The organism is Acidimicrobiales bacterium (assembly GCA_035316325.1).
In the GTDB taxonomy this organism is placed as follows: Bacteria; Actinomycetota; Acidimicrobiia; order Acidimicrobiales; family VFJN01; genus DASXTK01.
In genome coordinates, this window is sequence record DATHJB010000212.1 from 16,566 (window position 1) to 41,599 (window position 25,034).

A 25,034-nucleotide genomic window follows, 5' to 3' on the forward strand; every position below is an offset into this window, starting at 1 on the left:
CGTCTTGTTCGCACGCACCGGTAGGTTCCGGATCGGAGCCGATGCCGTGCGTGTGCTGGTAGTAGAGGACGACGAGCAGCTGGCCGACGTGATCGCCCGCGGCCTGCGCCGCGACGCCTTCGCGGTCGACGTCGTCACCGACGGTGCGGTGGCGCTCGAGAAGGCGCAGGAGGTCACCTACGACGTGATCGTCCTCGACCGCGACATCCCCACCGTCCACGGCGACGTGGTGTGCCGCCGCCTGGTGGCCGACCGTTCCGTGGCCCGGATCCTCATGCTGACCGCCGCCGCGGCGGTGGAGGACCGGGTGGAGGGCCTGCTGCTCGGCGCCGACGACTACCTCACCAAGCCGTTCGCCATGGCCGAGCTGGTGGCCCGGCTGCGGGCGCTGGGCCGCCGGGCGCTGCGGCCCCGACCGCCGAAGCTGACGTGGGGCGACCTGTGGCTCGACCCCGGCAGCCGCCAGGCCGCCCGCGGCGACGTGCCGCTGCAGCTCACCAACCGCGAGTTCGCGGTGCTGGAGGAGCTGCTGTGGGAGCCCGGCCAGGTGGTCAGCGCCGAGGACCTGATGGAGCGGGTGTGGGACGACCGCCTCGACCCGTTCAGCAACGCCGTCCGCGTGACGATGCTGACGCTGCGGCGCAAGCTCGGCGACCCGCCGGTCATCGCGACCGTCGTCGGGCGCGGCTACCGATTGGAGTGAAGGATGAAGATCCGGCTGAGGATCGCTCTCCTGCTGGCGGCCAGCTTCCTCACCGCCGGCGCGGTGACCCTGGCGATCGGTGCGGTCACCTACCAGCGGGCGGTGTACCGCAGCCCCGGTGAGATCACCGACGAGCTGCTGGTGGAGCTGGGGGTCAGCCGGGAGCTCGCCACCGAGTACATCCGGGCGCACCCCGAGACGGTGGTGTCGCCGCCCGCCGGCGAAGGGCCCGAGCGCCGGCTCGACAGCGCCATCAACAAGGCGTTCCAGCGGGTGCAGCGTCGTTCGGCCGACGCCGCCGCCGACCGCGCCCGGCTGTGGAGCATGGCCGCCCTGGCGGGGATGGCGGCGGTGGCGGCGCTGGCCGGCTGGATGATCGCCGGCCGGGCGATGCGGCCGCTGCGGACGATGACGGCCCGCGCCCGGGCGGCGTCGGGCACCGACCTGAGCGGCCGGGTGGGCCTCGAAGGGCCGCACGACGAGATCCGCGAGCTGGGCGACACGTTCGACGCCATGCTCGACCGGCTGGAGCGGGCGTTCCTGGCGCAGCGGCGCTTCTCGACGCAGGTGTCCCACGAGATCCGCACGCCGCTGTCGATCATCTCCAGCGAGACCGACCTGCTGCTGCGGGACGCGCCGTCGACGCAGGAGCGCGACGCCCTGCAGCAGATCCGCGTCGCCACCCAGCGGGCGGAGCGGATCGTGGGGGCGCTGCTGGTGCTGGCCCGCAGCGGCAGCGGCGACCTCCAGTCCGACGACCTGCGGCTCGACCTGGTGGCCGGCGACGTGCTGGGCGACGTCGTCAACGGCCCGGAGTGGCGCGTGGTGCGCGTCGACCTGCACCTCGACGCGGCGCCGGTGCGGGGCGACCGGGCGCTGCTGGAGCGGCTCGTCGCCAACCTGCTGTCCAACGCGGTGCGCCACAACCGCGGCGAGGGCGGCTGGGTGGAGATGCGCACCCGGGCCCTCGGCGACTGGTCGATCCTGGAGATCGAGAACTCGGTCCCCGTGGCCGACGAGGACAGGCCGGAGGCCGCGACGAGCGGCGTGCCGAGCAACGGCGTGGGCCTCACCGTGGTCGACTCGGTCCTGGCCGCCCACGGTGGCGATCTGGCCTGGGACCGGACCGTTCCGGGCGTGGTCACGGTCACCGTACGGCTGCCCGCCGCACCTCTTCCGGAACCGGTCGGGTGAGGTACGGTCGCCCCTTCCGTACGTCCCACCGCCGCTGTTCTGGAGGACCGATGTCCATCAAGGTCGGAGACCGCATCCCCGACGTGAAGCTCACGACGATGACGCCCGACGGACCGCAGCCGGTCCAGAGCGGCGAGGTGCTCGGCAAGGGCAAGGTCGTGCTCTTCGCCGTGCCCGGCGCGTTCACCCCCACCTGCTCCGAGAAGCACCTCCCCGGCTTCCTGGTGCGGGCCGACGACATCAAGGCCAAGGGCGTCGACTCCATCGCCTGCATCGCCGTCAACGACGCCTTCGTGATGGGCGCCTGGGGCGACTCGCAGGACACCGACGGCCAGCTCACGTTCCTGGCCGACGGCAACGGCGACTTCACCGCCGAGATGGGCCTGGAGATGGACGGCAGCGGCTTCGGCCTCGGCTCCCGCTCGCAGCGCTACGCCGCGATCATCGACGACGGCGTGGTCACCGAGCTGCTGGTGGAGCCGGCACCCGGCCTCGCGGTCAGCTCGGCCGAGTCGGTCCTCTCGAAGCTCTAGCTGTAGACCCGGAAAGCGTCATCGGGCGCGCGAAAGTGCGCTGGTGGGGCGGCACCTTTGCCACTCACCAGCGCAGCTTTGGCGCTTGGGGCTCAATCGATCTGGAGCGAGTTGCGCAACTCGTCGCGCTTCACCTCGAAGTCATCGAGGCTGAGCTGCCCGTCGTCATAGGCGGCGTGCAGGTCGGCGAGCGCGGCGAGAACGGCTGACTGATCGGGTTGCCCGGCCGGCTGGACCGTTTCTTCTGGTTCTTCGTCTGTGGACTGTTCGGCTCGCGTTATGCGCCGCTCGATCTTGGCCTTTTGCTTGGCCTGCTTGTCGCGGTCGCGTTGGAGCTTGCCGAAAGTCGTCCTCCGTCGAGCCACCGTTACCTAAGTGTCCGATGGAGCGGTCGCCGAGCGACCGCAGACGTTGCTGTTGCTGTTGAATACAAGTAGCGCCTCAGATCACACGGACGTTCTGGGCCTCGTCGCCCTTACGGCCGGGGCCGACCTCGAACTCGACCTGCTGGCCGGCCTCGAGGGTGCGGTAGCCGCTGCCCGTGATGTTGGAAAAGTGGACGAACACGTCGTCACCGTCGTCACGTGAGATGAAGCCGTAGCCCTTCTCGGCGTTGAAGAACTTGACGGTTCCGATTGCCATTTCTGCTTGCCTCTTCTGTCGGGGCCGGCCCTGTACTGGCCTCACCGGCATGTCCGGCCGCTCCGGTGAGGCTAGGCGCTCGGCGCCCTGATCCCTCAGCCCGATCGGGATCGGACGGAGGATTCACCGCCAGATAATGCCAGATACGGAGGCGACACACCTATCAGCGAACTGGGTTACCTGAGCAGGGATTCCCCGGCGACCCGGGCTCTCCAGCCACCCCCGCCGACCACCCCGCCGCCGCCCCATGCGGTGTCGGCTTCGCCGACGCCGTTACATTCCGGACCATGAGCGCCGGCCTCGACAAGGCCACCACCACGTTGGCGAGGGAGATCGCCGCGCTCGGGGACGGGACCCGTTCGGGGGCGTTCCACATGTCGTGGTGGAGCGAGCGGATGATGGAGTGGGCGATGGCCCGCCCGGCCTTCAAGACCCAGCTGTTCCGCTTCGTCGACGTGTTCCCGGCGCTCACCGACCGGGCCGACGTCGCCCGCCACATCGAGGAGTACCTCGACGGCGACGACGTGCCCGCGGCGCTGCGGGCCGGCATCCACGCCGCCGACCGGGTACCGCTGGGCCACCACGTCGAGGCCCGGGTGGCGCAGCGCAACATCGAGCGGATGGCGCGGCAGTTCATCGTGGGCGACGGGCCCGCCGCCGCGGTGTCGGGCCTCCAGCGGCTGTGGGAGGAGGGCAGCGCCTTCACCGTCGACCTCCTGGGCGAGAAGACGATCGTCGCCTCGGAGGCCGACCGCTACGCGGCCCGGGTGGTGGAGCTGCTGTCGACGCTGGCGGCGGCGTCGGCGACCTGGCCGTCGCACCCGGTGCTCGAGGCCGACGACCTGGGCCCGCTGCCCCGGGTGAACGTGAGCATCAAGCCGACGGCGCTGTCGCCCCACCTGGCCCCGCTCACGGCTTCGGTCGGGCTGGCCGAGGCGAAGGAGCGCCTGCGGCCGATCCTGCGGCTGGCGCAGTCGCTGGGCGCATTCGTCTACTTCGACATGGAGCACTACGACGTCAAGGCGTTGACGTTGACGTTGTTCCGGGAGCTGCTGTCGGAGGACGAGTTCGCCTCCGTCGACACCGGTGTGGTGGTGCAGGCCTACCTGCGCGACTCCTACGACGACCTCTTCGAGCTGGTCACGTGGTCGGGCCGGCGGGTGGCGGCCGGGGGTCGACCGATCGGCGTCCGGTTGGTGAAGGGCGCCTACTGGGACGCCGAGACCGTCCACGCCCGGGCCGAGGGTTGGCCGGTGCCGACCTTCGAGCGCAAGGTCGAGTCCGACGCCAACTACGAGCGCTGCACCCGCCTCCTGCTCGACCACCACGGGTCGGTGCGGGCCGCGTTCGCCTCGCACAACCTCCGCTCGCTGGCCCACGCCATCACCTACGCCCGGCGCCAGGGCATCCCCGACGGCGGCTACGAGATCCAGATGCTCTACGGGATGGCCGAGCCGATGCACGCCGCCATCCGCCGCCTGGGCCTGCGGCTGCGGGTGTACGCCCCGGTGGGCGAGCTGGTGCCGGGCATGGCCTACCTGGTGCGGCGGCTGCTGGAGAACACGTCGAACGACTCCTTCGTGCGGCACCGCTTCGCCGAGGGCCGGGAGCTCACCCAGCTGCTGAACCCGCCGGAGGTGAAGGACCTGCCGCTGCCCACCGAGGTGGTGCGGCGGGCGGCGACCGTCCCGACCAACCCCGGTCCCTACGCCCCGGAGCCGGTGGCCGAGTGGCGGCGGACGTCGGTGCGGACCGAGTTCGCCGCGGCCGTCGAGCGGGTGGCGCGGGGTGGGAGTGGGCTCGGGCTCGGCGCCGAGGTGACGGCCCTGCTCGACGGCGAGGAGGTGCGGACGGGGCGGACCATCCCGTCGGTCGACCCGTCGCAGCCGTCGCTGGTGGTGGCCACGTCGACGTCGTGTGGCGCGGCCGAGGCGTCGGCGGCGGTGGACGCGGCGTCGCGGGTGGCCGAGTCGTGGCGGCGGACCCCGGTGGTCGAGCGGGCGGCGGTGCTGTTCCGGGCCGCCGAGTGGCTGCGGGCGCGGCGGCCCGACCTGGCAGTGCTCCAGTGCTTCGAGGCCGGCAAGCCGTGGGACCAGGCCGACGCCGACGTGTGCGAGGCCATCGACTTCTGCGAGTACTACGGGCGGGAGGTGCTGCGGCTCGACTCGCTGTCGGCGCGGCTGGTGCAGTCGCCGCCGGGGGAGACCAACCGGCTGACGTACCAGGGCAAGGGCGTGGTGGTGGTGATCGCCCCGTGGAACTTCCCGCTGGCGATCCCGACCGGCATGACCACCGCGGCGCTGGTGGCCGGCAACCCGGTGATCCTCAAGCCCGCCGAGCAGACGCCGCTGATCGCCCGCTGCCTGGTGGACGCGCTGATCGCGGGGGGCGCGCCCCGGGGTGTCGTCCAGTTCCTGCCGGGCCCGGGCGAGGACGTGGGCGCCGCGCTGGTCGGCCATCCCGACGTGGCGATGATCGCCTTCACCGGCTCCAAGGCCGTGGGGCTGGCCATCAACCAGCAGGCTGCGGAGGTGCGGGAGGGGCAGCGGCACGTCAAGCGGGTCGTCGCCGAGATGGGCGGCAAGAACCCGCTGATCGTCGACGCCGACGCCGACCTCGACCAGGCGGTGCCGGCCATCGCCACCTCGGCGTTCGGCTTCGCCGGGCAGAAGTGCTCGGCGGCCAGCCGGCTGATCGTGCTCGACGCCGTGTACGACCAGGTGGTCGACCGTCTGGTCGGCTGCACGCAGGAGCTGGTGGTGGGCCATCCCCGGCGGCCGGAGGTGCAGGTGGGGCCGGTGATCGACGCCGAGTCGCACGAGCGGCTGTCGGGCTGGGTGGCCCGGGCGTCGGCGGCGGGCCAGGTGCGGTTCCGGCGGGACGACGTGCCGCCCGACGGGTGGTTCGTCGGCCCGACGATCGTCGAGGTGGCCGACCCGCAGGCGCCGATCGCCCGGCAGGAGCTGTTCGGACCGGTGCTCACCGTGCTGCGGGCCCGCGACCTCGACGAGGCCTTCGCCCTGGCGAACGACACCGACTACGCCCTCACGGCCGGGATCTTCTCCCGCTCACCCGGGGCGATCCGCCGGGCCGCCGCCGACCTGCGGGCCGGCAACGTCTACGTCAACCGGGCGATCACCGGGGCAGTCGTCGGGCGCCAGCCGTTCGGCGGCTACGGCATGTCCGGCGTCGGCTCCAAGGCCGGCGGCCCCGACTACCTGCTCCAGTTCTCGGACCCCCGGGTGGTCACCGAGAACACCCTCCGCCAGGGCTTCGCTCCGGACTGATCGAAATCTCGACAGAACTGGTGGCTATGGCGCCACCTGTGTCGAAGTTTCGGTGGGTGTCAGCCGGCGCCGTCGGTGATCGCCAGCTCCACGAGGGGGAGCACCCGCAGGCGCAGCTGCTCGGTCATGGCGATCTGGGTGGTGCTGCGGCCGATGCCCTTCACCTCGAGGATCCGCCCGATCACCGACTGCAGGTGGTCGTTGGTGCGGGCCACCACCCGGCAGTGCAGGTCGCCCGGCCCGGTGACCGAGTGGATCTCCAGCACCTCGGGGATCTCGCGCAGGTGCTCGCACACGTCGTCGAGCCGACCCTGGGCGATCTCCAGGCTCACGAAGGCCAGCACCTCGTAGCCCATGCGACGAATGTCCAGGTCAGGGTCGAAACCGCTGATGATGCCGCGCTGTTGGAGCTTGTCGAGGCGTGCCTGTACCGTGCCCCGCGCCACGCTGAGCTGACGTGCCAGCTCCATGACCCCCGCCCGTGGCGTGTCGCACAGAGCCCGTATCAGGCGAGCGTCCAGCTCATCGATCCCCATGGGCATCATGAGCAAGGTGTCTAGCATGGGTGGGCGAAGGCTGACCACATTGTTCACTCATTGATTGAACGTTTGACGTCATGCCCGTCTGGCTGTTCTCTGACTGGTCAGATATGCGTCACCCTCGAAGGGAGCCCGTGATGGTGGCCACCCAACACGAAACCGCCGCGCCGGTGCCGGCCCCGCCCGAACTGGGCGGGATCGACCACATGGAGTGGTGGGTCGGGAACGCCCGGGCGTTCGCCGGCTTCCTGGTGTCGGCGTTCGGGTTCGAACCCGTCGGCTACGCCGGGCCCGAGACCGGGAGAGCGGACCGGGTGTCGCACCTGCTGCGGCAGGGGCGCGTCCACTTCCTGGTCACGGGAGCGCTCGGGCCCGAGTCGCCGATCGCCGAGCACGTCCGCCAGCACGGCGACGGCGTGCGCGACGTGGCGTTCGTCGTGGCGGACGCCGGCGCCGCCTACGAGGCCGCGCTGCGCCGGGGCGCCCGGTCGGAGCGACCGCCGGCGGTCGACGAGGACGCGGACGGTGTCATCCACCACGCCGCCATCCGGACGTACGGCGAGACGGTCCACACGTTCCTCGACCGCTCGGCGTTCCACGGTGTGTTCGCACCGCAGTTCGTCGCCTCGCCGCTGGAGCCGGGGGTCGGCCCGGCCGTGGGGCTCGAGCGGGTCGACCACGTGGTCGGCAACGTCGAGCGGGGGAAGCTCGACGAGTGGGTCGGGTACTACGAACGGGTGCTCGGCTTCGAGCAGCTGACCCACTTCAGCGACGACCAGATCTCCACGGAGTACTCGGCGCTGATGTCGACGGTGGTGTGGGACCACGACAAGGTGGTGCTGCCCATCAACGAGCCCGCCGACGGGCGCCGCAAGTCGCAGATCGAGGAGTACCTCGACTACTACCGGTCGCCCGGGGTGCAGCACGTGGCGCTGCGGACGCCCGACATCGTGCAGGCGGTGCGCTCCCTGCGGGCGCGGGGCGTGCGCTTCCTGCAGGTGCCGCCGGAGTACTACGACGAGGCCCGGGCCCGGATGGCGGAGGTGGAGCTCCCGTGGTCGGCGCTGGCGGAGCTGGGCATCCTCGTCGACCGCGACCAGGACGGCTACCTGCTGCAGATATTTACCGAGACCGTCTGCGACCGCCCGACGGTCTTCTTCGAGATCATCCAACGCGAGGGCGCCAAGGGCTTCGGCGAGGGCAACTTCAAGGCCCTCTTCCAAGCCATCGAACGAGCCCAGGAGGCCCGCGGCAACCTCTAGCTACTGGCTACGGGGCTACTCGTCGCCCTCGACGAGGCGATGGATGACGACGACCGGGCCGTCGTCGGGGTCGCCGACGTTGAGCCCGTCGGGGCTGAGCTGGCCGGGATCGATGCGGATGCCGAGGCGGGAGGCCTCGATCTCCGTGCGCGCCAGGGTCGTCTCAAGGTGCGCTATGGCTTCGTCCGGCTGCAGCCCGTCGGTGGCAGCTTCGAGATGGCCCCAGGCTTTGGCGAGGAAAGGTGCCAATTCAGCCGGCACAGGGTCGGGCGTGTGGTCGCTCAGCGTGCGTCCTCGGGCGTGGGTGGTGGTCGGAGAAGAGCACAGGCTACCCCTCGCACCGCCCCGGCACACGCGGGTACGAGGCTTGTGGCACCGGCTGCTAAGGTGACCGACTCGTCCGGGCCGTTAGCTCAGTTGGCTAGAGCACCTGCATGACGCGCAGGGGGTCAGGGGTTCGAATCCCTTACGGCCCACCCGTTTCGACCAGGGCACCCGCCCTGGTCGATTCGCGTCAGGACCGGACCCGCCATGCTGGCGTCATGCCCGAGGGCGCAGACGTCTTCTCCGGATCGATCGTCACCATGGTGACGCAGCACCAATGGCCCTTCGACCGCGGCTGTACGGCCAGGACCACGGCGCTCCTGACGTCTCTGACCGAACACGGCTGGTCGGTGGAGATCCGAACCTTGTCATGGATCTCATGGCTCCCATCGAGGTCACGACACCGATCTCCACCGGAGCCCGGGACATGATCTGTGGACGGTGCCTTCGGGCAGTCATGGACCTTCCCGGCACCTTATTTGCAGCCGGACTGCCATTCCGCTTCGACAGTTACCAGGCCAATGGTCATGTGGAGAGCGGAGTGCCAGCCAACGGTGAGTTCTTCATCTCATAAATAGCTATTGCGTAAGTTGAAGTGTTCATCATCGGCAGCAGCTAATGCGATATGTTTGGAATATGACCGCCGCCACGGACACATCTGAAGGCGCTGTGCGCCAGTATCTGCTCTTTCTCCAGGATCCCGGGCAGTTGAGGGATGACAAGGAGATCCAGAGGCAGACCCAGGCCGTGCTCGACGCCAGCGACCCCGTCGACAAGCTCAAGGCGCTGGCCGAGCTGGAGCGGCTGGCCAGCATCGACGAGGAGCCGATCCGCAAGGGCTTCGTCGAGCACGCCAAGTACTGGGCCGAGGCCCAGTCGGTCCCCGTCCCGCTCTCCGCGTTCCGCGAGCTGAAGGTGCCCGACGAGGTCCTCCGGGAGGCCGGGTTCGACGTCCCCGCGCCGCGGGGCCGCAGCGCGGGCACGGGGGATCGCCAGCGGGCCAAGGCCGTGCCGGTGGAGACCATCAAGTCCTACGTTCTCGGCCTCAAGGGGACGTTCGTGCTGACCGACGTCATGAGCGGCGTCGGCGGCAGTCAGGCGACGGTGCGCAAGGCCGTCGACGAGCTGGTGGAGTCCGGCGCCGTCGAGAAGCTCGGCCCGATGTCGGACTACTCCGGCCGCGGCCGCGCCCCGGTGCAGTACAGCCGGAGCTGACCCGGCGGACTTCCGCCCGCCGGGTCGTCAGGGGCTCACGAGGTCACGAGATCACGACTCGTCGGGTGGCTGCGCGTCGGCGTCGACGGTGAACGGAGCGGCCAGGGTGCGGGCCGGCGCCCCGGCCGCGGCCGTGACCGTCGGGTCGGGAGGACGGCGCTGGTGCCAATCGGTGAGCGCCTGGTAGGTGGCGATCACCGACAGGATCCGCTGCTCCGCGAACGGCGGCCCGCCCAGCACCGCGCCCCGGGGCACGGTGAGCCCGGTGGTCGCGTCGGTGCCGAAGCCGATCGGGAAGGAGCACACCGGGTGCCCGATCGAGTCGAAGTCGCCGACGTTGGGCACCAGCACCAGGTCGCACTGCGTGAACAGCTGCTCCTGCGCCCGCTTGAACGCCACGTAGCGGATCTGCATCGCCTTCAGGTAGGTGGTGGCGCTGCGCAGGGTGCCGCCGAGGAAGCCGGTGAGCCGGGTGGCGAACTGCGCCACATCCTCCCGCAGGTAGGGCAGGAAGGCGTTGGTGCCCTCGCCCGTGGTCGACGACAGGAGCTGCAGGACCTCCCAGTCGTCCGGCAGCGTCACGTCCGCCACCGAGCAGCCCGGGATCGACGCCAGCTCGTCGACCAGGGCGGCCCGCAGCGCGGCCTGCTCCGGGTCCGAGGGCGTCGACCACCCCGGCAGGACCCCGACCTTCGTGCGCCAACGCAGCTCGAGTCGACGGCGCCGGGTGACCGGTGTCGCCGCGGTCACGTAGTCGGGCACCGGCGGCAGCCCGACGGTACGGGGGTCATGAGGGTCGGCGCCCGCCAGCGCCTGCAGCATGATGGCCGCGTCCTTGGCGTCACGAGCCAGCGGCCCCGTGTGGTCACGGGTGTAGGTGAGCGGGATGACGCCGTAGAGCGACGTCCGGCCGAACGTCGGCTTGAAGGCGGTGAGGCCCTGGGCCAGGCCGGGGCTGGTGATCGAGCCGCCGGTCTGCGTGCCGATCCCCGACGTCGCCAGCCGGGCGGCGACCGCCGTGGCCGTGCCACCCGACGAGCCGCTCGGGCTCAACCGGATGTCGTCGGGGCTCCAGGCGTTGCGGGTGGTGGGGATGTTGGTGCCGGGCAGCAGGGCACGACCCGACGCCAGCGGCCCCATCTGCGCCTTGCCGATCACCAGGCCGTCCGCGGCCCGCAGCCGGGCCACGCACGTCGAGTCGTAGGCGGGCTGGAAGTCGGCGAAGATCGGGCTGTTGCCGGTCGTGAGCAGGTCGGCGGTGTAGTAGTTGTCCTTCGGAGCCATGGCCGTGCCCCACAGCAGGGCGCCCCGGCCGGGTCGTCGTCCGAGGGCGCCGGCCGCGGCGAGCAGCGACTCCCGCGACGGCCGGTCGTTGAAGGCCAGGTAGATCGACTCGAAGCGGTCGAGCCGGTCGAGGTAGGCCTCCATCAGGTCGGTGGGCGTGAGCCGCCGGCGCTCGAAGGCGGCGAGCGCCTCGGCGATGGTGAGCTCGGTGGGATCGTCGAGGGCCTCCTGGCGGACGGTGTCGGCGGCCGGCTGCCGGTAGCTCGCCGCGGTCCGGTCGGCGGCGGACACGGGGCGCGGCGCCAGCAGGGTGCCGGCCGACGCGGCCGTGCTGATCCACGCCGCCCGCTCGAGCAGCCAGCGCCGGCCGACGACGGTGTCCTGCGGCGGCGGCTGGTCGACGGGGGCATCGGTCTCGACGCTGGGGACGGTGTCGGTCATCGGTCCAGCTCCGTCCACTCGGCGAACGGTGCGGGGTAGAGCACGGCGACGTCGGCCTGCGCGTCGAGACCGGCGAACTCGGTGATGTCGACTTCGCCGCGCAGCGTGCTGCGGGCGCTGGACAGGCAGCGGGTCTGGTCGACGACCGCTGCCGGGTCGTCGACGGGGAGGACGGAGATGTCGATGCCGAGCAGTGCCCAGTAGGTCTTCGCCAGGGCGTCGAGCTCTGTATCTGTGGGTGGGGAGACGGCCATGGACGCAATGTCCGGGTGGCGCATTTCCGGCACGTGGGCCGCCGGTGAACGCCGTGGGGCAGGTGCCTTGAGCCTCCGTGATCACAAGTCGGAGGCGGTCACGTAGCAGTGGTCGCTGGCCTGCATGTCGCAGTACGTGGCGTCGGTGGCCTGCCGGGCACCCGAGGAGACGTGGTAGATCGCGTCGATCTGGTCCGAGGCCGGCGGGCGGTGGGCGCTGCTCGTCGGCCGGGTGGTGAGCGACCGGTAGCCCTGCTCCGCGAGCAGCTCCTCGGACGCCGCCCGCCCCAGGTTGAAGTCGCCGGCCAGCACCTTGTCGACGTCGGCCCCGTAGCGCTCGACGGCCCGCCCCATGTACTCCACCACCTGCCGGGTGGCCACGGTCGGCCCGCGGCGCGGCGACTCGAGGTGGGTGCTGCAGTACACCCGCCGCTGCTCGCCCAGCCCGCCGACCGCGCACGCCATGCCCCGGCACTCGTGATGGCGGCGGTCGCAGGGCACGGCGGTCTGGGCGGTGAACTCGTCCCACGTGGCCAGCCGCGGCTCCAGGCCGGCGTCGACCATCACCACGTTGCCGAACTGCTTCACGGCCCCCGAGCAGTTGGTGGTGGTGCCCAGGGCGACGTAACCGGCCGCGGCCCGATACCCGGGCAGCCGGCCCGTGAGGTGGGCGACGTCGTCGTAGCAGGCCTCGTTGAGCGACAGCGCCTCGGGCCGCTCGTGTTCGACGAACCAGGCCACGACGTCACGGCTGTGCGCCCGCACCCCGTCGCCGCAGGCGGCCGAGCAGAGGTTGTAGTGGTGCACGCCCTGCGGTGGCGACGCCATCGGGGCCGGGGCGACCGCCGCGGCCCCGGTCGCGGCTCGGGCCGCCGGCACGAGCTCCACCGCGCAGGACGTGACGCCACCGCCTTCCCGGTAGCTGGTGGCGCACCAGAACAGTGACCCGCCGGAGTCGTCGATCTGGAGGGCGGTCGGCATGCGGCCGACCTCGACGCCGGGAACGACCAGGCCCGTGGCGTGCGGCCCGTCGCCGCCGGCCACCAGCAGCGACCCGTCGTCGCCCACCGAGTAGCGGCTGCCGGTGCTGGTCGTGGCCCAGGCGAGCGACGCCGGCCGCCCGGCACCCACCGACTGCCAGCCACCCTCACCCGGCGACCACCGGGCCACGGTGGAGTCACCCCCACGGGTCTCGTAGCCGCCCGGGGCGCAGTGGGCGTTGCGCCCGTAGGGCATCGACGTGTCGCCGCCCTCGACGGGCGCCCACGCCGAGCCGTCCCACCGCAGCAGCCGCAACGAGAACGTGGTCGACGTGGGCGACCCGTTGCCGTGCGGCGCGGCCGTGGCGTCGGCGGTCAGGTCGTAGAGGTCGCCGTCGACCAGGCACGGCTCGCCGCCGGTCCATGGCACCTCGTCGAGGATCCGCCCCCGCACGACGTCGACCTGGGTGAGCAGCCCGTCGGCGTTGACCCACAGCGTGTCGCCCTCGGCGCCGACGAGCGCGGCGCCGTCGAGCCCGGACGGCCACCCCGACGACTGCCGCAACGTGACCGTCCGCTCGTGGCGGCCCCGGCCGTCGAGCACGGTGACCTCGGCGATCCGGTGCTCGCACCCCGACCCGTCGCAGCGGATGCCGCCGAACACCACCCGCCCGGCCACCGAGGTGCCGAACGGCGTCGAGTACCGGGGGAGCGAGGCGGCCCGGCTGACCGACCCGTCGCCCGCCACCCGCACCAGGTCGCCGGTGCGGTCGAGCACGAAGCCCACGCCGTCGCCGGCGACGACCACCGCCAGCGCCCGCTCGCGGGCGAGGTCGGGCGCGCTGCCGGGGGCCAGCGTGTCGATGGGGACCGACACGAGCAGCGCTCCCAGGCCGTAGGCGGTGAGCAGGCGCACGCGCAGGAACCTGCGGAATCCCACACCCGGAGGGGACCACGCGCCGGTGGCGCCTCCCTGGCCGCTCCGTGACCACCGCCCGACGCCGAGGCGAACCTCTCGCCAACTCGGTCACCGCCACCCGACGGTCAGAGCACGCCGGACGCTCGGGCGGCGCGGACGGCGGCGGCGCGGGAGCCGACGCCGAGCTTGCGGTACAGCGAGCGGACGTGGGTCTTCAGGGTGTTGGTGGTGATGTCGAGCTGGGTGGCGATCTCGGGGTTGGTCAGGTCGCTGGGCAGGTAGCGGAGCACGCTCAGCTCGCGGCGGCTCAGTGTCAGGTCGGTCCCGCCGGCCAACGACAGGTGCCGCTGCAGGCCGTCCAGGGAGACGACCAGCGGCAGCAGCTGCCGGCGGGTCTCGGCCAGGCTGCGCAGGACGGGCAGCAGCTCGGGGGCCTCTTCGACGAACACGTGGCAGAACCCCTCGCGGGCCCCGGCGCTGGCGGCGTCGAGCAGCCGCCGGTCGCGGACGTCGTGGTCGGCGCGCAGCCCGGCGATCCGGGCCGCCCGCAGGTCGGTGACCAGCCGGGTGCGCAGGTCCGGCACGGGGACGGCGTCGAGCAGGTCGGTCGCCGCCCGCAGGTCCCGCTGGGCCAGCGCCCGGGTGACGTCGAGCAGCTGCCGGTCGATCCCGGGACGCAGCCCGTCGATCAACGGCGAGGCGCCGTTGACGTCGCCCACCTCGATCCGCAGCTGCGCTTCCAGCACGTCGAGCACCGGTCGCACCGACTTGGGCACCGGCTGTTCCCCGTCTCTCCGCCGCAGCTCCTCGACGACGGCGAGTCCTGCGGCGGGACCACCCCGGGCCGCCCGCACCCGGGCCAGCTCCACCCGGGCGACCACCACCCCGGTCAGCCAGCCGCGCTCCCCGTACCCGTCGACGGTCGCCAGCAGCAGCGCCTCGGCCTCGCCGAACGCACCCTGCTCGACCAGCACCCGCGCCAGTGCCACCCGCGCCTCGTTTCCGGCGGCGTGGAAGGGCACCCCGAGCGCCTCGCCCGTACCGAGGGACTGCCGGGCCAGGCTCTCGGCCCGGAGGAGCGCACCCTGGCGCTCGGCGCTCCGCGCCCGCAGCGCCGGCACGAGCAGCCCCCGGATCAGCTCCGACGAGCGGGTGTCGTCGAGGAGCGCGCAGTAGGCCTCGGCCTCGTCGTGCTGGTCGAGCTGCACGTGGTTGATCGCCAGGTTGGCCACCAGCCGACGACGCAGGGGCGGGTTGGCGTCGCCGAGCCGGGCCAGCGCTTCGTTGCCGACCTCGATCGTCCGCACGGGGTCGTCGTCGAACGAGTGCCAGATCGAGCGAGCGGCCGCCAGCAGGCCGCGCGCCGGGTCGTCGCGGGGTGCGTGCCGCAGGGCGCGGTCGGCCCGGTCCATCCAGTCGGCCGCGTGGTCGATCCAGCCGGTGCGGGTGAGCACCGCGGCGACGTAGACCATGCGGGTGGGCGTCTCGGCGATCCAACCCGGCGGGAACACCGCGCTCCAGTCGACCCCGCGGCCGATGCCGTCGCTGGTGGTCATGAACTGGACGTCGGCCGCCAGCAGGTCGAGGGCGTGCTCACCGTCGCCGGCGGCGACGAGGTGGCCGACGGCGTCGGGTCTGTCCTGGTCGAGGAACCAGCCGGCGGCCCGGTGGTGCAGGGTGCGCACCTCGGCCCCGCCCCGCTCCCGCAGCCGGGCCCGCAGCAGCTCGGCGAACAGGGGCTGGTAGCGGAACCACACCTCCTCGTCGTCGAGCGGCAGCAGGAACAGGTTGGCCCGGCGCACCCGGTCGAGCAGCCGCCCGGCGTCGGCCGACCCGGTGACGACGCGGCACAGGTCGGCGGTGAAGCGGGCCAGCACCGACGTGGTGGTCAGGAACTCGCGGACGTCGTCGGGCTGGTCGGCCAGGAGCTCGTCGAGCAGCGCCCGGCCGGCCGGCGTGGCGACGGACCCGGTGGCCGGGGTGGCGGTCAGGAGCCGGAGCCCCGCCGCCCAGCCCTCGGAGCGCTCGGCCAGGTCGTGCAGCTCGGCCCGGTCGGCAGGGGAGAGCGGGTCGTGGGCGAACGCCGCCGCCACCTCGTCGGGCCGGAAGCGCAGGTCGTCCGGCCCGATCTCCGCCAGCAGGCCCTGCGCCCGCCAGCGCGCGATGGGCAGGTCGAGCCGGCGGCGGGTGGTGACCAGCAGCCGCACGTGGCGCGGCACCGCCTCCACCAGGTGCCCCAGCGCCTCCAGCGCCGCCGGGTCGTCGACCAGCTGCATGTCCTCGATCACGACGACGGTGGTCTCGTCGGGTGAGCCGATGCGGTCGGCTCGGGGGAGCCCGCCGGCCGTGAGGTGGTGGCCGTCGACCCAGGTGACCCGGCACTCGCCCGTCGCCGCGAACTGCTCGACGGCCACGGTCTTGCCGTAGCCGAAGGGCGCCTGGACGATCGTCAGCGTGCTCGCCGTGGCCCGGCGGATCAGGTCGACCACTCGCTGACGCCGCACGAGCAGCATCTCGTGGTGCATCAGCCACCAAGCGTAGCTATCGGCCCCTTCCGTCAGGCAGGTCGCATCACCGACGGTGGCAGAAGAGGGAGGGAGGGCTCGGCGTCGGAGCTGGGGGGAGGGTTGGGGCCCGACGCCGAGCCCTCTGCGCTGAGATCAGTGTGGGGGCACGACGGGTGAGAGGGCGTCACTCGCAGAGGGTGATCGTGCGGACGTCGCTACAACAGCGCCGTGCGGCGGGCCGCGGTCACGGCGTCGGGCCGCGACTGCACGCCCAGCTTGCGATACAGCGACCGCACGTGGCTCTTGACCGTGTTGGCGGAGACGCCCAGCTCGCCGGCGATCTCGTGGTGGGTCATACCGCTGGGCAGGTAGCGCAGCACGGCGATCTCCCGTTCCGACAGCCGGGTGCGGCTCGGCCGGCCCCGCCGGGCGGCCACGGCGTCGACCCGGGCCACCAGCCGGTGCAGCTCGTGGTGGCGGACGGTCAGGCGGCGCAGCGCCGGCAGCAGCTGGCCGGCTTCGGACAGGAAGGTGGCGCCGAAGCCCTCGGTGCTGCCGACTTGAGCAGCCAGAAGCAGGTGCCGGTCGCGCTCGGCTCCGTCGCCGCGGGCCGCGGCCAGGCGGGCGGCGCACAGGTCGCGGACCAGGCGGTCGCGGGGGTTCGCCGGCTCCAGCTCGGCGAGCAGGGTGGTCGCCGTGGCGCGGTCGTCGCGGGTCAGTGCCAGCCGCAGCGCCAGCAGGTCGCGCTGGATGCCGGGCAGCACGCCGCGGAGGTGAGCCGCGGCCCCGTCGACGTCGCCGTCGGCCAGGCGGAGCCGCGCCTCGTGCCGGTCGAGGGTGGCGTAGAGCTCCGGGCCGACGGGGTGATCCCGCAGGCTGCGCCGGATCTCGGCGAGCATCCCGACGCCCGTGCACGGGTCCCAGCGGGCGGCCCGGATCTGCGCGAGCTCGGCACGGTAGAGGGCGGCCAGGGCGGGCCAGCCCAGGCTGTCGGCCATCTCGGCGGCCCGGCCCACGAGGCGCTCCGCCTCGTCGAACTCGCCGCGCTCGGTCAGCACGCCGGCCAGGGTCACCTGGGCGTCACGCATGCCGGGGTGGTCGGGGATGCCCATCGCCTCGGCGGTCCGCAGCACGCGGCGGGCCTGGTCCTCGGCGGTGCGGAGCTGCCCCCGGCGCAGCGCCTGGCGGGCCCGGAAGGCCGGTGCCATCAGGCTGCGCATGATCTCCGACGAGCGCGGCACGTCGAGCTCGTCGGTGAGGGCGGCGGCGCCGTCGACGTCGTCGAGCAGCATCCGGGTGGTGATCATGACCACCCGCACCCGCTCGTGGAAGGCCGTGGCCTCGGGCGGCAGGGGCAGCTCGAGCGCCTGTGCGCCCAGCTCCTCGGCGCGTCGGGCGTGCAGGGTCACCCCGTTCCACAGGGCCTGGGCCGACAGCAGCAGGCCCCGGGTGGGGTGGTCGTCGGGCGCCCCGGCGAGCGCCTCCTCGGCCCGGGTGAGCCACTCGGTGGCGTGGTCGAACCGGCCGCTGCGACCCACCAGGGCGGCGAAGTGCAGCATCCGCTCCGGCGACTCCTCCACCCAGGCGGCGGGGAACACCGTGCTCCAGTCGGTGCCGACGAGGTGACCCCACCCGGCGTCGTAGGGGTCGTCGGCGACCAGCGCGAACGCCTCGCCCAGGTCGTCCGCGTTTCCGGCCAGCTGGTGCACGGCGCCCCGGGAGTCGTGCCGGGCCGCGAACCACCCGGCCGCGCTGCGGCGCAGCGACCGGGCCGTGCCGGGGTGCCGGCGGTCGAGCTCGGCCCGCAGCAGCTCGGCGAAGAGGCGCCGGTAGCGGAACCAGGCGCGGTCGTCGTCGAGGGAAACCACGGACAGGCCGGCCTCGTCGGCTTCGCGCAGCATCCGGCCGGCGTCGGGACGACCGGTCACCACCCGGCACAGGTCGGCCGAGAACCGGCCCAGCACGGACGTGGTGAGCAGGAAGTCCTTCATCTCGGGCGACTGGGCGCCCAGCGTGCGGTGGGTGAGGTCGCGGGCCGCGTCACCGTCGAGGTCGCAGCCGGCGGGTGAGGTGGCCAGGAGCTGGACGCCCGCGGGCCAGCCCTCGGCCCGGTCGGTGAGGGCGGCGACGACCTCGTCGCGCACGTCGGGGACGCCCAGCTCGTTGAGCAGCCGGGCGGTGTCGTCGGGCCCGAAGCGCAGGTCGTCGGCGTCGAGCTCGGCGACGCGGCCCTGGGTCCGCCACCTTCCTGTGGGAAGGTGCAGGTCGCGCTGGGTGGCAACGACGAGGCGCAGGGTGGGTGGTAGCAGCTCCACGAACCGGGCGAGCTGGCGGGCGAGGGTCGGGTCGAGGACCCCGTCGAGTCCGTCGAGCACCATGACCGTGGTGTCGGGGAGGGCCGCCGCCAGGTCGCACAGCCGGTCGGCCACCAGGTGGTCGTCCGGTCCCGCCTCACCCTGGAGGGCCCGGGCGATCTCACCCCAGAAGTCGGCGGGGTGAGGTGAGGCCCACACCGTGGGCAGGCCGGCGGTGTCGGCGAACTGGCGCAGCGCCTCGGTCTTGCCGTAGCCCGCCGGCGCCCGAACCAGGGTGAGCGGCCGGGTGGTGGCCGCACGCAGGTGTTCCACCACGTCAGGCCGCTTCAGGAGCAGCTCACCAGGGTCACCCGATGGAGGTGATTGAGACTCACCCTGTTGCTCGCCACCGTGATGCATCGATAGGTCGCTCCCAGCTCCGTTCCACCCGCCGGTGTGAACGAACAACGGTGCGATCGTGATCGGCAGAGTATCGGGGAGAGGATCGATGGCCACGGTGAACGCGATCGAGAGCAGCTGGCGAGTGGTCACCCCGGTCGGCCCGGAGCTGCCCGCCCTGCCCGAGCGCTACATCGCCCGCCCCCGGCTCGAGCAGCGCCTGACCGAAGCCATCGCCCGGTCCAGGGTGGTGGCGATGGTGGCGCCGGCGGTGTCGGGCAAGACCACCCTCGTCGCCGGGTGGAGCGCCACCGAGGCGGCGCCGCCGCTCGCCTACGTGGCCCTCGACTCCTACGACAACGAGCTCACCCGCTTCTGCAGCAAGCTCGTCGGCGGGCTCCAGCACGTCCACCCCGGCTTCGGCGCCTCGGCCCTCTCGGAGCTGGCCGCCACCAGCGACGCCCGGCGCTTCCTCGACATGCTGCTCCCCGAGCTGACCGGGCTCGGCCGAACCGTCGTGATGCTCGACGGCCTGGAGGCGGTGACCGGCCCCGACGTCAACACGGTGATCGGCGACATCCTCGTCGGCCTGCCCGACCCGCTGCGGGTGGTCCTCTCCAGCCGGTCGGAGCCGCTGCTGCGGCTGGGCCTGCTGCGGGCTCGGGGCCAGCTGGCGGAGATCCCCGCCACCGACCTGGCCTTCGACGTCCGGGAGACCGCCTCGTTCCTGGCCACCTTCGACACCGTGCCGTTCGGCCCCGACGAGACCCTGGCCCTGCACGAGCGCACCGAGGGCTGGACCGGCGGCGTGAAGCTGGCCGCCCTGGCCGCCGCCCAGCACGCCGACCCGCTGGCGGCGATCCGCGGCTTCACCGGCAGCAACCGCTACGTGGCCGACCTGCTCGGCCGCGAGGTGCTCGAGCCGCAGCCACCCGAGACCCGCGACTTCCTGGAGGTCACCTCGGTGCTGCGGGAGCTCGACGCCGAGCTGTGCGACCTGGTCACCCAGGGGACCGGCAGCGGGGCGATGCTCGAGAGCCTGGAGCGCGCCGGCATGTTCCTCGAAGCCGTCGACGACGAGCGCACGCGCTTCCGCTACGCACCCCTGTTCCGGGAGTTCCTGCAGCGGGAGCTGCACGTCCTCGACCCCGAGCGCCAGCGGGCCGCCCACCGGACCGCGGCCGTCGAGCTGGAGGAGCGCGGCGACGTGACCGCCGCCATCGACCACTACGTCGCCGGCGGGCAGGAGGGCGACGGCGTGCGGCTGGTGCTGCAGCACGGGCAGCGGTACGCCGCCGACGGCGAGGTGGAGGTGCTGCGGTCGTGGCTCACCGTCCTCCCGGACCACGCGCTCACCGGCGACGTCCGCCGGATGCTGGAGATCGGGCGGCTGTGCCTGATCCCGGGCCTGCGCGACGAGGCCGGCATGTGGCTGGAGCGGGCCCGCCTGCGGCTCGACGAGTCCGACGACGCCGAGCTGGTGGCCCGCCACGCCCTGTTCGTCGGCTACGCCCAGGCCCAGCTGGGCGACCTGGAGGGGGCGACCAGCCAGGGCCACCGCGTGCTGGCCAAGGCGTCGGCGCTGCAAGGCCACGAGCAGGACTGGTTGCGTGCCCGCGCCCACCACCTCATCGCTGCCGCCTGTGCGAGCCTCGACGAGTTCGAGGCCGCCCGCCGTCATCGGGCCGCCGCCCCCAACGAGACCCGCGGCGAGGTGCCCACCGACTCCTACAGCGCCTGGCTCTGCTACCGCGAGGGCCGTCTCGACCGGGCGGTCGAGCACGCCAACCGCATCCTCGGCGAGAACGACTGGCCCTGGCAGTGGGCCACCGTGCTGATCGCCCGGGCCGGCGTCCTGCGGGAGCGCAACCAGCTCGACGAGGCCGAGGAGGACCTGGGCCGGGCCATCGAGCTGGCCCGGCGTTGGGACCGGCCCCGGGCCACGGTGTTCGGGTCGATCGAGCAGGCCCAGGTCCACTACGCCCGGGGGCGCTCGACCGCCGCGTTCGAGGCGCTCGCCGCGGCCCGTCCCGAGGTGCACGGCGCCTACATCGGCCAGCTGCTCGACGCCACCGAGGCAGCGCTCTGGCTGCGCGAGGGCGACGTCGAGCGCAGCCTCACCATCCGCCACGAGCTGCCCGAAACCCGGCTCACCGCCCTGCTCGACATCCGCACGGCCATCGTCGAGGGCCGCCTGGAGCAGGCGCAGGCACTGGTCGCCGCCAACGAGGGCGGGGCCCGCTCCGTCCACGACCGCATCTCCATGCGGCTGCTCCAGGCCCGGACCCTGCTGGCCCGCGACCCGGCTGCAGCGGGCGACGCCCTCCGCTGGGCGATCGACATCGGGCGCCGGGAGCGCTTCGTGCAGGTCTACGTGGAGGACCTCGGTCCGCTGCACGGCCTCCTGCGCCAACTGGCCGCCACGGGCGACGACCCCTACGTCTTCGGCCTGCTGGCGGCCATGGCCCAGTCCGACGAGGACGTGCCCGACCACGCCCACATCTCGGAGTCGCTGAGCTCGCGTGAGCAGGTGGTGCTGCGGTACCTGCCCACCAACCTCTCCAACAAGCGCATCGCCGCCGAGCTGCACATGTCGGTCAACACGCTGAAGACCCACCTCAAGAGCGTCTACCGGAAGCTCGGTGTGGGCTCGCGCGACGAGGCCGTCGCCCACGCCCGCCACCTGCGACTTCTGTGATGACCTGGGCATATGTCCAAGTCACCCCGGCAGGGTGACGGGGATTCACCCCCGGGCTCGCCATGCTGGGGACGCTTCCGAGGGCCGGCGGTGTGGATCCCCCATGGTGCCCGGCGGAATCTCGGCGGCAATGCGTAGGCGGCGGCGGTCCGTCACCCCGGTTGGCCAGCGGCGGCACGACCGGCGTCGACGGACCGCTGCCACTACTCGGTAGCGTTTTGTGAGGTCAGGATCATCGTCGTTCCGCGGGGCGGCGCCGGCACTCGTGGTGGGCACGACGAGCGGAGGTGTCACCGTGGCCGGCTGGGATTGGGTAGATACGAACTGGCGACTCGTGGAGCCCGGCGCACCAGTGGTGCCGAGCCTGCCCCGGTACTACGTGCCACGGCCGCGGCTGCACCGCCTCCTGGACCACGCGCTGGAGGACGCCAAGGTCACGCTGCTCCGGGCGCCCGCGGTGTCGGGCAAGAGCACGCTGATCAGCGGGTGGCACGCCGAGGGCGGCCGGCCGGCGATGGCGTACGTGTCGCTCGAACGCCTCGACAACGACCCCACCCGCTTCTGGGACCGCGTGTTCCACGAGCTCCGGCTGGGGGTCGGCCGCCGCAACGGCGACCTCGTCGACATCGACACCGGCACGCACGCCCGGCAGCTCCTCCAGCTGCACCTCCCCGAACTGGTCGGCCGCGAGCGGTCGGTGCTCGTGCTCGACCGGGCCGACGTGCTCACCGACCCCGACACCTGCCAGGTGCTCGGCGAGTTCCTGCTCGACCTGCCGGCCTCGCTGCGGGTGATCCTGTCCGGTCGGGCGGAGCCGGCGCCGGCGCTGCGGGCCGGGCTGCTGCGGGCCCGGGGCCAGATGACCGAGATCCACGCCGACGACCTCGCCTTCACGCGTGACGAGATGGTGGAGTTCTTCACCCACTTCGCCGACCTCGACCTGGGCGCCGACCATGTCGACGCCCTCTACGAGCGGACCGAGGGCTGGATCGGCGGCGTCACCCTCGCCGGCCTCGCCCTCCTGCGCCACGTCGACACCGGCGCGCACGTCCACCACCTGACCGGCAGCAGCCGCTACGTCGCCGAGCTGCTGGCGGCCGAGGTGTTCGACCCGCAACCGCCCGAGGTGCGCGAGTTCATGCTGGCCACCTCGGTGCTCGACGTCATGGACGGTCCGCTCGCCGACGTCGTCTCCGGCGTCACCGGCGGGGCGGCCACGCTCGACAAGCTGGAGCGCTCCGGCATGTTCGTCGAGGCGATGGACGAGCAGCGGACGTCGTTCCGCTACCGGCCGCTGTTCCAGGAGTTCCTGCGCCATCGCCTGCGGCTACTCGACCCCGACCGCGAGGTGGCGGCCCACCTCGCCGCGGCCCAGGAGCTCGAGAGCCGCGGCGACATCGGGCCGGCGATCTCGCACTTCGTCGGCGCCGGCGAGTCCGACCACGCGATCCGCCTGCTGCTGTCCCACGGCGAGCGCGTCGCTGCCGCCGGCAACGTCGACGAGCTGCGCAGCTGGCTGGCGGCGCTCCCCGACCGGGCCCTCACGGGTGACGTCTACCAGCTGCTGCAGGTGTGCGAGCTGTGCGCGATGGTCGGCATGCGCGAGGAGGTCGTCCTGTGGCTCGAACGGGCCCGCTGGCGCCTCGAGGGCAGCGACGACCAGCTCATGAGCGCTCTACGCGCCCTGATCTCGGGGTACGCCAACGCCGGCTACGGGAGGTTCGAGGCCGCGCTGGTCGACGGCCACCGCGTGCTGTTGCTCGAGACGGGCGGCGGCCCCGCCGATGCCGAGCTGCGCATGCGCGCCCACCACCTCCTGGTCGGCATCTACGCCGCGCTCGACCAGCTCGACGAGGCCCGCCACCATCGGGCCGAGGCCCCGTCCGATGCGACGGGCAACGTGCTGTCGCACGCCCTCAGCTCGTGGCTGTCGTTCCGGGAGGGTCGCCTCGAGCACGCGGTGACCTACGCCGAGGAGCTGATCGCCCAGAGCCGCAAGCCGTGGGAGGACGCCATGCCGCTGGTCACCCGCGGGGCGGTGCGGCGGGAGCGCAACCAACTGGTCGAGGCCGACGCCGACCTGCTCGCCGGGGTCGAGGCCGGTCGCCGCTGGGCCCGCACCAGCATCGAGCTGTTGGGCTCGATCGAGCTGGCCCTGCTGCGGTTCGCCCAGCGCCGCCAGTCGGAGGCCTTCGCCATCCTCACCGACGCCCGGCCCAAGGCCCACGGCTCCTACCTGCTGCAGCGGGTGGAGCAGACCGAGGCGTCCCTGTGGCTGCGGGCCGGCGACGTCGAGCGCAGCCTCTTCGGCCGGGAGGAGCTACCCGACGGCCGGCTCACCGCCGAGCTGGACGTCCGGCTGGCGCTGGCGGTCGGGCCGACGGACGAGGTGCCCGAGCGGCTCGCCGTGTTCGAGGCCGGCATGCAGTCGCTGCAGGAGCGCATCACCGCCCAGCTGCTGCGGGCCCGGCTGGCGCTCGCCTGGGACGACGACACCAAGGCCGAGCACCACCTGCGCACCGCCATCGAGTGGGCCCGGCGGGAGCAGTTCGTGCAGCTGTTCGCCGAGGACCTGCCGGCGTTGGAGCCCGTGCTGCGCGGGCTGGTGAGCGGCTACGACGACGCCTATCCCTTCAGCCTGCTGGCGGCGATCGCCGAGCGGGACCCGGTGCTGCCGGTGAACGGGTCCGTGGTGATGGTGGGGGACTACGAGTCGTTGAGCGACCGGGAGCAGATCGTGCTCCGCTACCTGCCGACCGCCCTGTCCAACAAGCGGATCGCCGCCGAGCTGCACATGTCGGTCAACACGCTCAAGACCCACCTCAAGAGCATCTACCGCAAGCTCGGTGCCGGCTCACGGGGCGAGTCCGTGGCCCACGCCCGTGAGCTGCATTTGCTTTGACAGCGGCGGCGGCCCCGGCCGCCCGCCACCGCTTGGGGCGGCGGCGGGGAGGTCGGTATGGGCTGTAACCGGTCAGTGGTCAGTAGATCGTGCTGCGGTCGTCGAGGACGACGGCCGCCCGGTGCACCAGCTTTCCGGCGTGCCCGATGCGTCCGGCCGTCGCGGAATCGAGCTCGAGCATCGCCGTCCAGGTGTCCCGCAGCTCACGCTCGAGTCGGTTCAGTCGGCTCGACAGGCGGGGGAGGTCCGCTGCGGGCTCGGCGACGCGGAGATGGCGCCGGCTCTTGCGGGTGCGTCCTGACGACGCAGGCACTTCGAGGGGCTCCGCCGCTGACATGGGACAAACCTCCAGGGGGTGTGGAGTTGGGGCTGGGCGTCGCCATCGAGGAACAGGCAGCGAGGCGACGCCCAGCCGCTTTGCGTTGCATCACACGGTCGCAACGCATCGGGTGAGCGGCAATCACCCGGGTGGGGTGAAAGCCGAATTGCCTCAGGAGGCAGCCAGCGCGTCCCAGAAGGCCGGGAACGCGAACGCAGCGAGGCCAGCCCCGACGAGCGAGACCTTCCCCCACGCATAGCCGACTGCCGACAGGACGAACAGCACCACTGCTGCTCCGTAGAACAGCATCTTGACTGTGGGATCCATAGCGGCAACTG

19 protein-coding genes and 1 tRNA gene are annotated in these 25,034 nt (G+C 72.6%); 9 read left to right on the forward strand and 11 right to left on the reverse strand.

Going from position 1 to position 25,034, the window contains the following annotated elements; all coding sequences use genetic code 11:
* The first annotated feature begins 46 nt into the window (after nucleotides 1-46).
* From VK611_27420 to VK611_27430, 3 genes are read left to right on the forward strand one after another with little or no spacing between them, the layout of a single operon-like run.
* Nucleotides 47-703, forward strand: a complete 657-nt coding sequence (locus tag VK611_27420; protein HMG45093.1) for a response regulator transcription factor — start codon at nucleotides 47-49, stop codon at nucleotides 701-703.
* A gap of 3 nt (nucleotides 704-706) precedes the next feature.
* On the forward strand, nucleotides 707-1,897 hold the full coding sequence (locus tag VK611_27425; GenBank protein HMG45094.1) for a histidine kinase dimerization/phospho-acceptor domain-containing protein: 1,191 nt from the start codon (nucleotides 707-709) through the stop codon (nucleotides 1,895-1,897).
* A gap of 50 nt (nucleotides 1,898-1,947) precedes the next feature.
* Complete coding sequence (locus tag VK611_27430) at nucleotides 1,948-2,430, forward strand: peroxiredoxin (protein ID HMG45095.1); 483 nt, start codon at nucleotides 1,948-1,950, stop codon at nucleotides 2,428-2,430.
* 92 nt (nucleotides 2,431-2,522) lie between these two features.
* On the opposite strand, the gene VK611_27435 is transcribed toward VK611_27430, so the two are convergent.
* Both VK611_27435 and VK611_27440 read right to left on the reverse strand, forming a co-directional pair.
* Nucleotides 2,523-2,795: a hypothetical protein gene (locus VK611_27435; protein HMG45096.1), complete on the reverse strand. Its 273-nt coding sequence runs from the start codon at nucleotides 2,793-2,795 to the stop codon at nucleotides 2,523-2,525.
* Between the two features lie 76 nt (nucleotides 2,796-2,871).
* Nucleotides 2,872-3,072, reverse strand: a complete 201-nt coding sequence (locus VK611_27440; GenBank protein ID HMG45097.1) for a cold-shock protein — start codon at nucleotides 3,070-3,072, stop codon at nucleotides 2,872-2,874.
* A 287-nt stretch (nucleotides 3,073-3,359) separates the two neighbouring features.
* On the opposite strand from VK611_27440, the gene VK611_27445 reads away from it, so the two are divergent.
* Entirely contained in the window at nucleotides 3,360-6,359 is a 3,000-nt protein-coding gene (locus VK611_27445; protein HMG45098.1) for a proline dehydrogenase family protein, read from the forward strand.
* Nucleotides 6,360-6,418: 59 nt separating this feature from the next.
* On the opposite strand, the gene VK611_27450 is transcribed toward VK611_27445, so the two are convergent.
* On the reverse strand, nucleotides 6,419-6,922 hold the full coding sequence (locus VK611_27450) for an Lrp/AsnC family transcriptional regulator (GenBank protein ID HMG45099.1): 504 nt from the start codon (nucleotides 6,920-6,922) through the stop codon (nucleotides 6,419-6,421).
* Between the two features lie 113 nt (nucleotides 6,923-7,035).
* Between VK611_27450 and hppD the strand changes: the two genes are divergently transcribed.
* Entirely contained in the window at nucleotides 7,036-8,160 is a 1,125-nt protein-coding gene (gene hppD, locus VK611_27455) for a 4-hydroxyphenylpyruvate dioxygenase (protein ID HMG45100.1), read from the forward strand.
* Nucleotides 8,161-8,175: 15 nt separating this feature from the next.
* On the opposite strand, the gene VK611_27460 is transcribed toward hppD, so the two are convergent.
* Nucleotides 8,176-8,409 carry a hypothetical protein gene (locus VK611_27460; GenBank protein ID HMG45101.1) on the reverse strand — a complete coding sequence of 78 codons (234 nt, stop codon included), beginning with the start codon at nucleotides 8,407-8,409 and terminating at the stop codon, nucleotides 8,176-8,178.
* Between the two features lie 153 nt (nucleotides 8,410-8,562).
* Here VK611_27460 and VK611_27465 point away from each other — a divergent pair.
* Nucleotides 8,563-8,636: transfer RNA gene (locus tag VK611_27465), tRNA-Val, on the forward strand.
* Between the two features lie 556 nt (nucleotides 8,637-9,192).
* Nucleotides 9,193-9,699, forward strand: coding sequence for a hypothetical protein (locus VK611_27470; protein ID HMG45102.1), 507 nt, complete (start codon nucleotides 9,193-9,195; stop codon nucleotides 9,697-9,699).
* Between the two features lie 51 nt (nucleotides 9,700-9,750).
* Here the strand turns inward: VK611_27470 and VK611_27475 are convergent, their stop codons facing one another.
* The 5 genes from VK611_27475 to VK611_27495 form a co-directional block, all read right to left on the reverse strand.
* Complete coding sequence (locus VK611_27475; GenBank protein ID HMG45103.1) at nucleotides 9,751-11,424, reverse strand: amidase; 1,674 nt, start codon at nucleotides 11,422-11,424, stop codon at nucleotides 9,751-9,753.
* Nucleotides 11,421-11,678 (reverse strand): hypothetical protein, encoded by a 258-nt coding sequence (locus VK611_27480; GenBank protein ID HMG45104.1) that lies wholly within the window; start codon nucleotides 11,676-11,678, stop codon nucleotides 11,421-11,423. The genes VK611_27475 and VK611_27480 overlap by 4 nt, the downstream gene beginning before the upstream one ends.
* A gap of 81 nt (nucleotides 11,679-11,759) precedes the next feature.
* The gene (locus VK611_27485; GenBank protein HMG45105.1) at nucleotides 11,760-13,598 is read right to left on the reverse strand and encodes a hypothetical protein; all 1,839 of its coding nucleotides are present in this window, start codon (nucleotides 13,596-13,598) and stop codon (nucleotides 11,760-11,762) included.
* Nucleotides 13,599-13,702: 104 nt separating this feature from the next.
* A complete protein-coding gene (locus VK611_27490; protein ID HMG45106.1) occupies nucleotides 13,703-16,102 on the reverse strand; it encodes a LuxR C-terminal-related transcriptional regulator in 2,400 nt (799 codons plus the stop codon).
* A gap of 197 nt (nucleotides 16,103-16,299) precedes the next feature.
* Nucleotides 16,300-18,711: a LuxR C-terminal-related transcriptional regulator gene (locus VK611_27495; GenBank protein ID HMG45107.1), complete on the reverse strand. Its 2,412-nt coding sequence runs from the start codon at nucleotides 18,709-18,711 to the stop codon at nucleotides 16,300-16,302.
* 175 nt (nucleotides 18,712-18,886) lie between these two features.
* On the opposite strand from VK611_27495, the gene VK611_27500 reads away from it, so the two are divergent.
* Together VK611_27500 and VK611_27505 are read left to right on the forward strand one after the other, a co-directional pair.
* Complete coding sequence (locus VK611_27500; protein HMG45108.1) at nucleotides 18,887-21,475, forward strand: LuxR C-terminal-related transcriptional regulator; 2,589 nt, start codon at nucleotides 18,887-18,889, stop codon at nucleotides 21,473-21,475.
* A 295-nt stretch (nucleotides 21,476-21,770) separates the two neighbouring features.
* Nucleotides 21,771-24,377: a LuxR C-terminal-related transcriptional regulator gene (locus VK611_27505; protein HMG45109.1), complete on the forward strand. Its 2,607-nt coding sequence runs from the start codon at nucleotides 21,771-21,773 to the stop codon at nucleotides 24,375-24,377.
* 79 nt (nucleotides 24,378-24,456) lie between these two features.
* Here the strand turns inward: VK611_27505 and VK611_27510 are convergent, their stop codons facing one another.
* Complete coding sequence (locus VK611_27510) at nucleotides 24,457-24,714, reverse strand: hypothetical protein (GenBank protein ID HMG45110.1); 258 nt, start codon at nucleotides 24,712-24,714, stop codon at nucleotides 24,457-24,459.
* 153 nt (nucleotides 24,715-24,867) lie between these two features.
* Nucleotides 24,868-25,023, reverse strand: a complete 156-nt coding sequence (locus VK611_27515) for a hypothetical protein (GenBank protein HMG45111.1) — start codon at nucleotides 25,021-25,023, stop codon at nucleotides 24,868-24,870.
* Nucleotides 25,024-25,034: the final 11 nt, after the last annotated feature.

Bases quoted from the DNA above. Each gene is read 5' to 3' on its own strand.
- VK611_27425 (HMG45094.1), top strand. From the start codon at position 707: ATGAAGATCCGGCTGAGGATCGCTCTCCTGCTGGCGGCCAGCTTCCTC.
- VK611_27430 (HMG45095.1), top strand. From the start codon at position 1,948: ATGTCCATCAAGGTCGGAGACCGCATCCCCGACGTGAAGCTCACGACG.
- VK611_27440 (HMG45097.1), bottom strand. From the start codon at position 3,072: ATGGCAATCGGAACCGTCAAGTTCTTCAACGCCGAGAAGGGCTACGGC.
- VK611_27445 (HMG45098.1), top strand. From the start codon at position 3,360: ATGAGCGCCGGCCTCGACAAGGCCACCACCACGTTGGCGAGGGAGATC.
- VK611_27450 (HMG45099.1), bottom strand. From the start codon at position 6,922: ATGCTAGACACCTTGCTCATGATGCCCATGGGGATCGATGAGCTGGAC.
- hppD (HMG45100.1), top strand. From the start codon at position 7,036: ATGGTGGCCACCCAACACGAAACCGCCGCGCCGGTGCCGGCCCCGCCC.
- VK611_27475 (HMG45103.1), bottom strand. From the start codon at position 11,424: ATGACCGACACCGTCCCCAGCGTCGAGACCGATGCCCCCGTCGACCAG.
- VK611_27480 (HMG45104.1), bottom strand. From the start codon at position 11,678: ATGGCCGTCTCCCCACCCACAGATACAGAGCTCGACGCCCTGGCGAAG.
- VK611_27490 (HMG45106.1), bottom strand. From the start codon at position 16,102: ATGCACCACGAGATGCTGCTCGTGCGGCGTCAGCGAGTGGTCGACCTG.
- VK611_27500 (HMG45108.1), top strand. From the start codon at position 18,887: ATGGCCACGGTGAACGCGATCGAGAGCAGCTGGCGAGTGGTCACCCCG.
- VK611_27510 (HMG45110.1), bottom strand. From the start codon at position 24,714: ATGTCAGCGGCGGAGCCCCTCGAAGTGCCTGCGTCGTCAGGACGCACC.
- VK611_27515 (HMG45111.1), bottom strand. From the start codon at position 25,023: ATGGATCCCACAGTCAAGATGCTGTTCTACGGAGCAGCAGTGGTGCTG.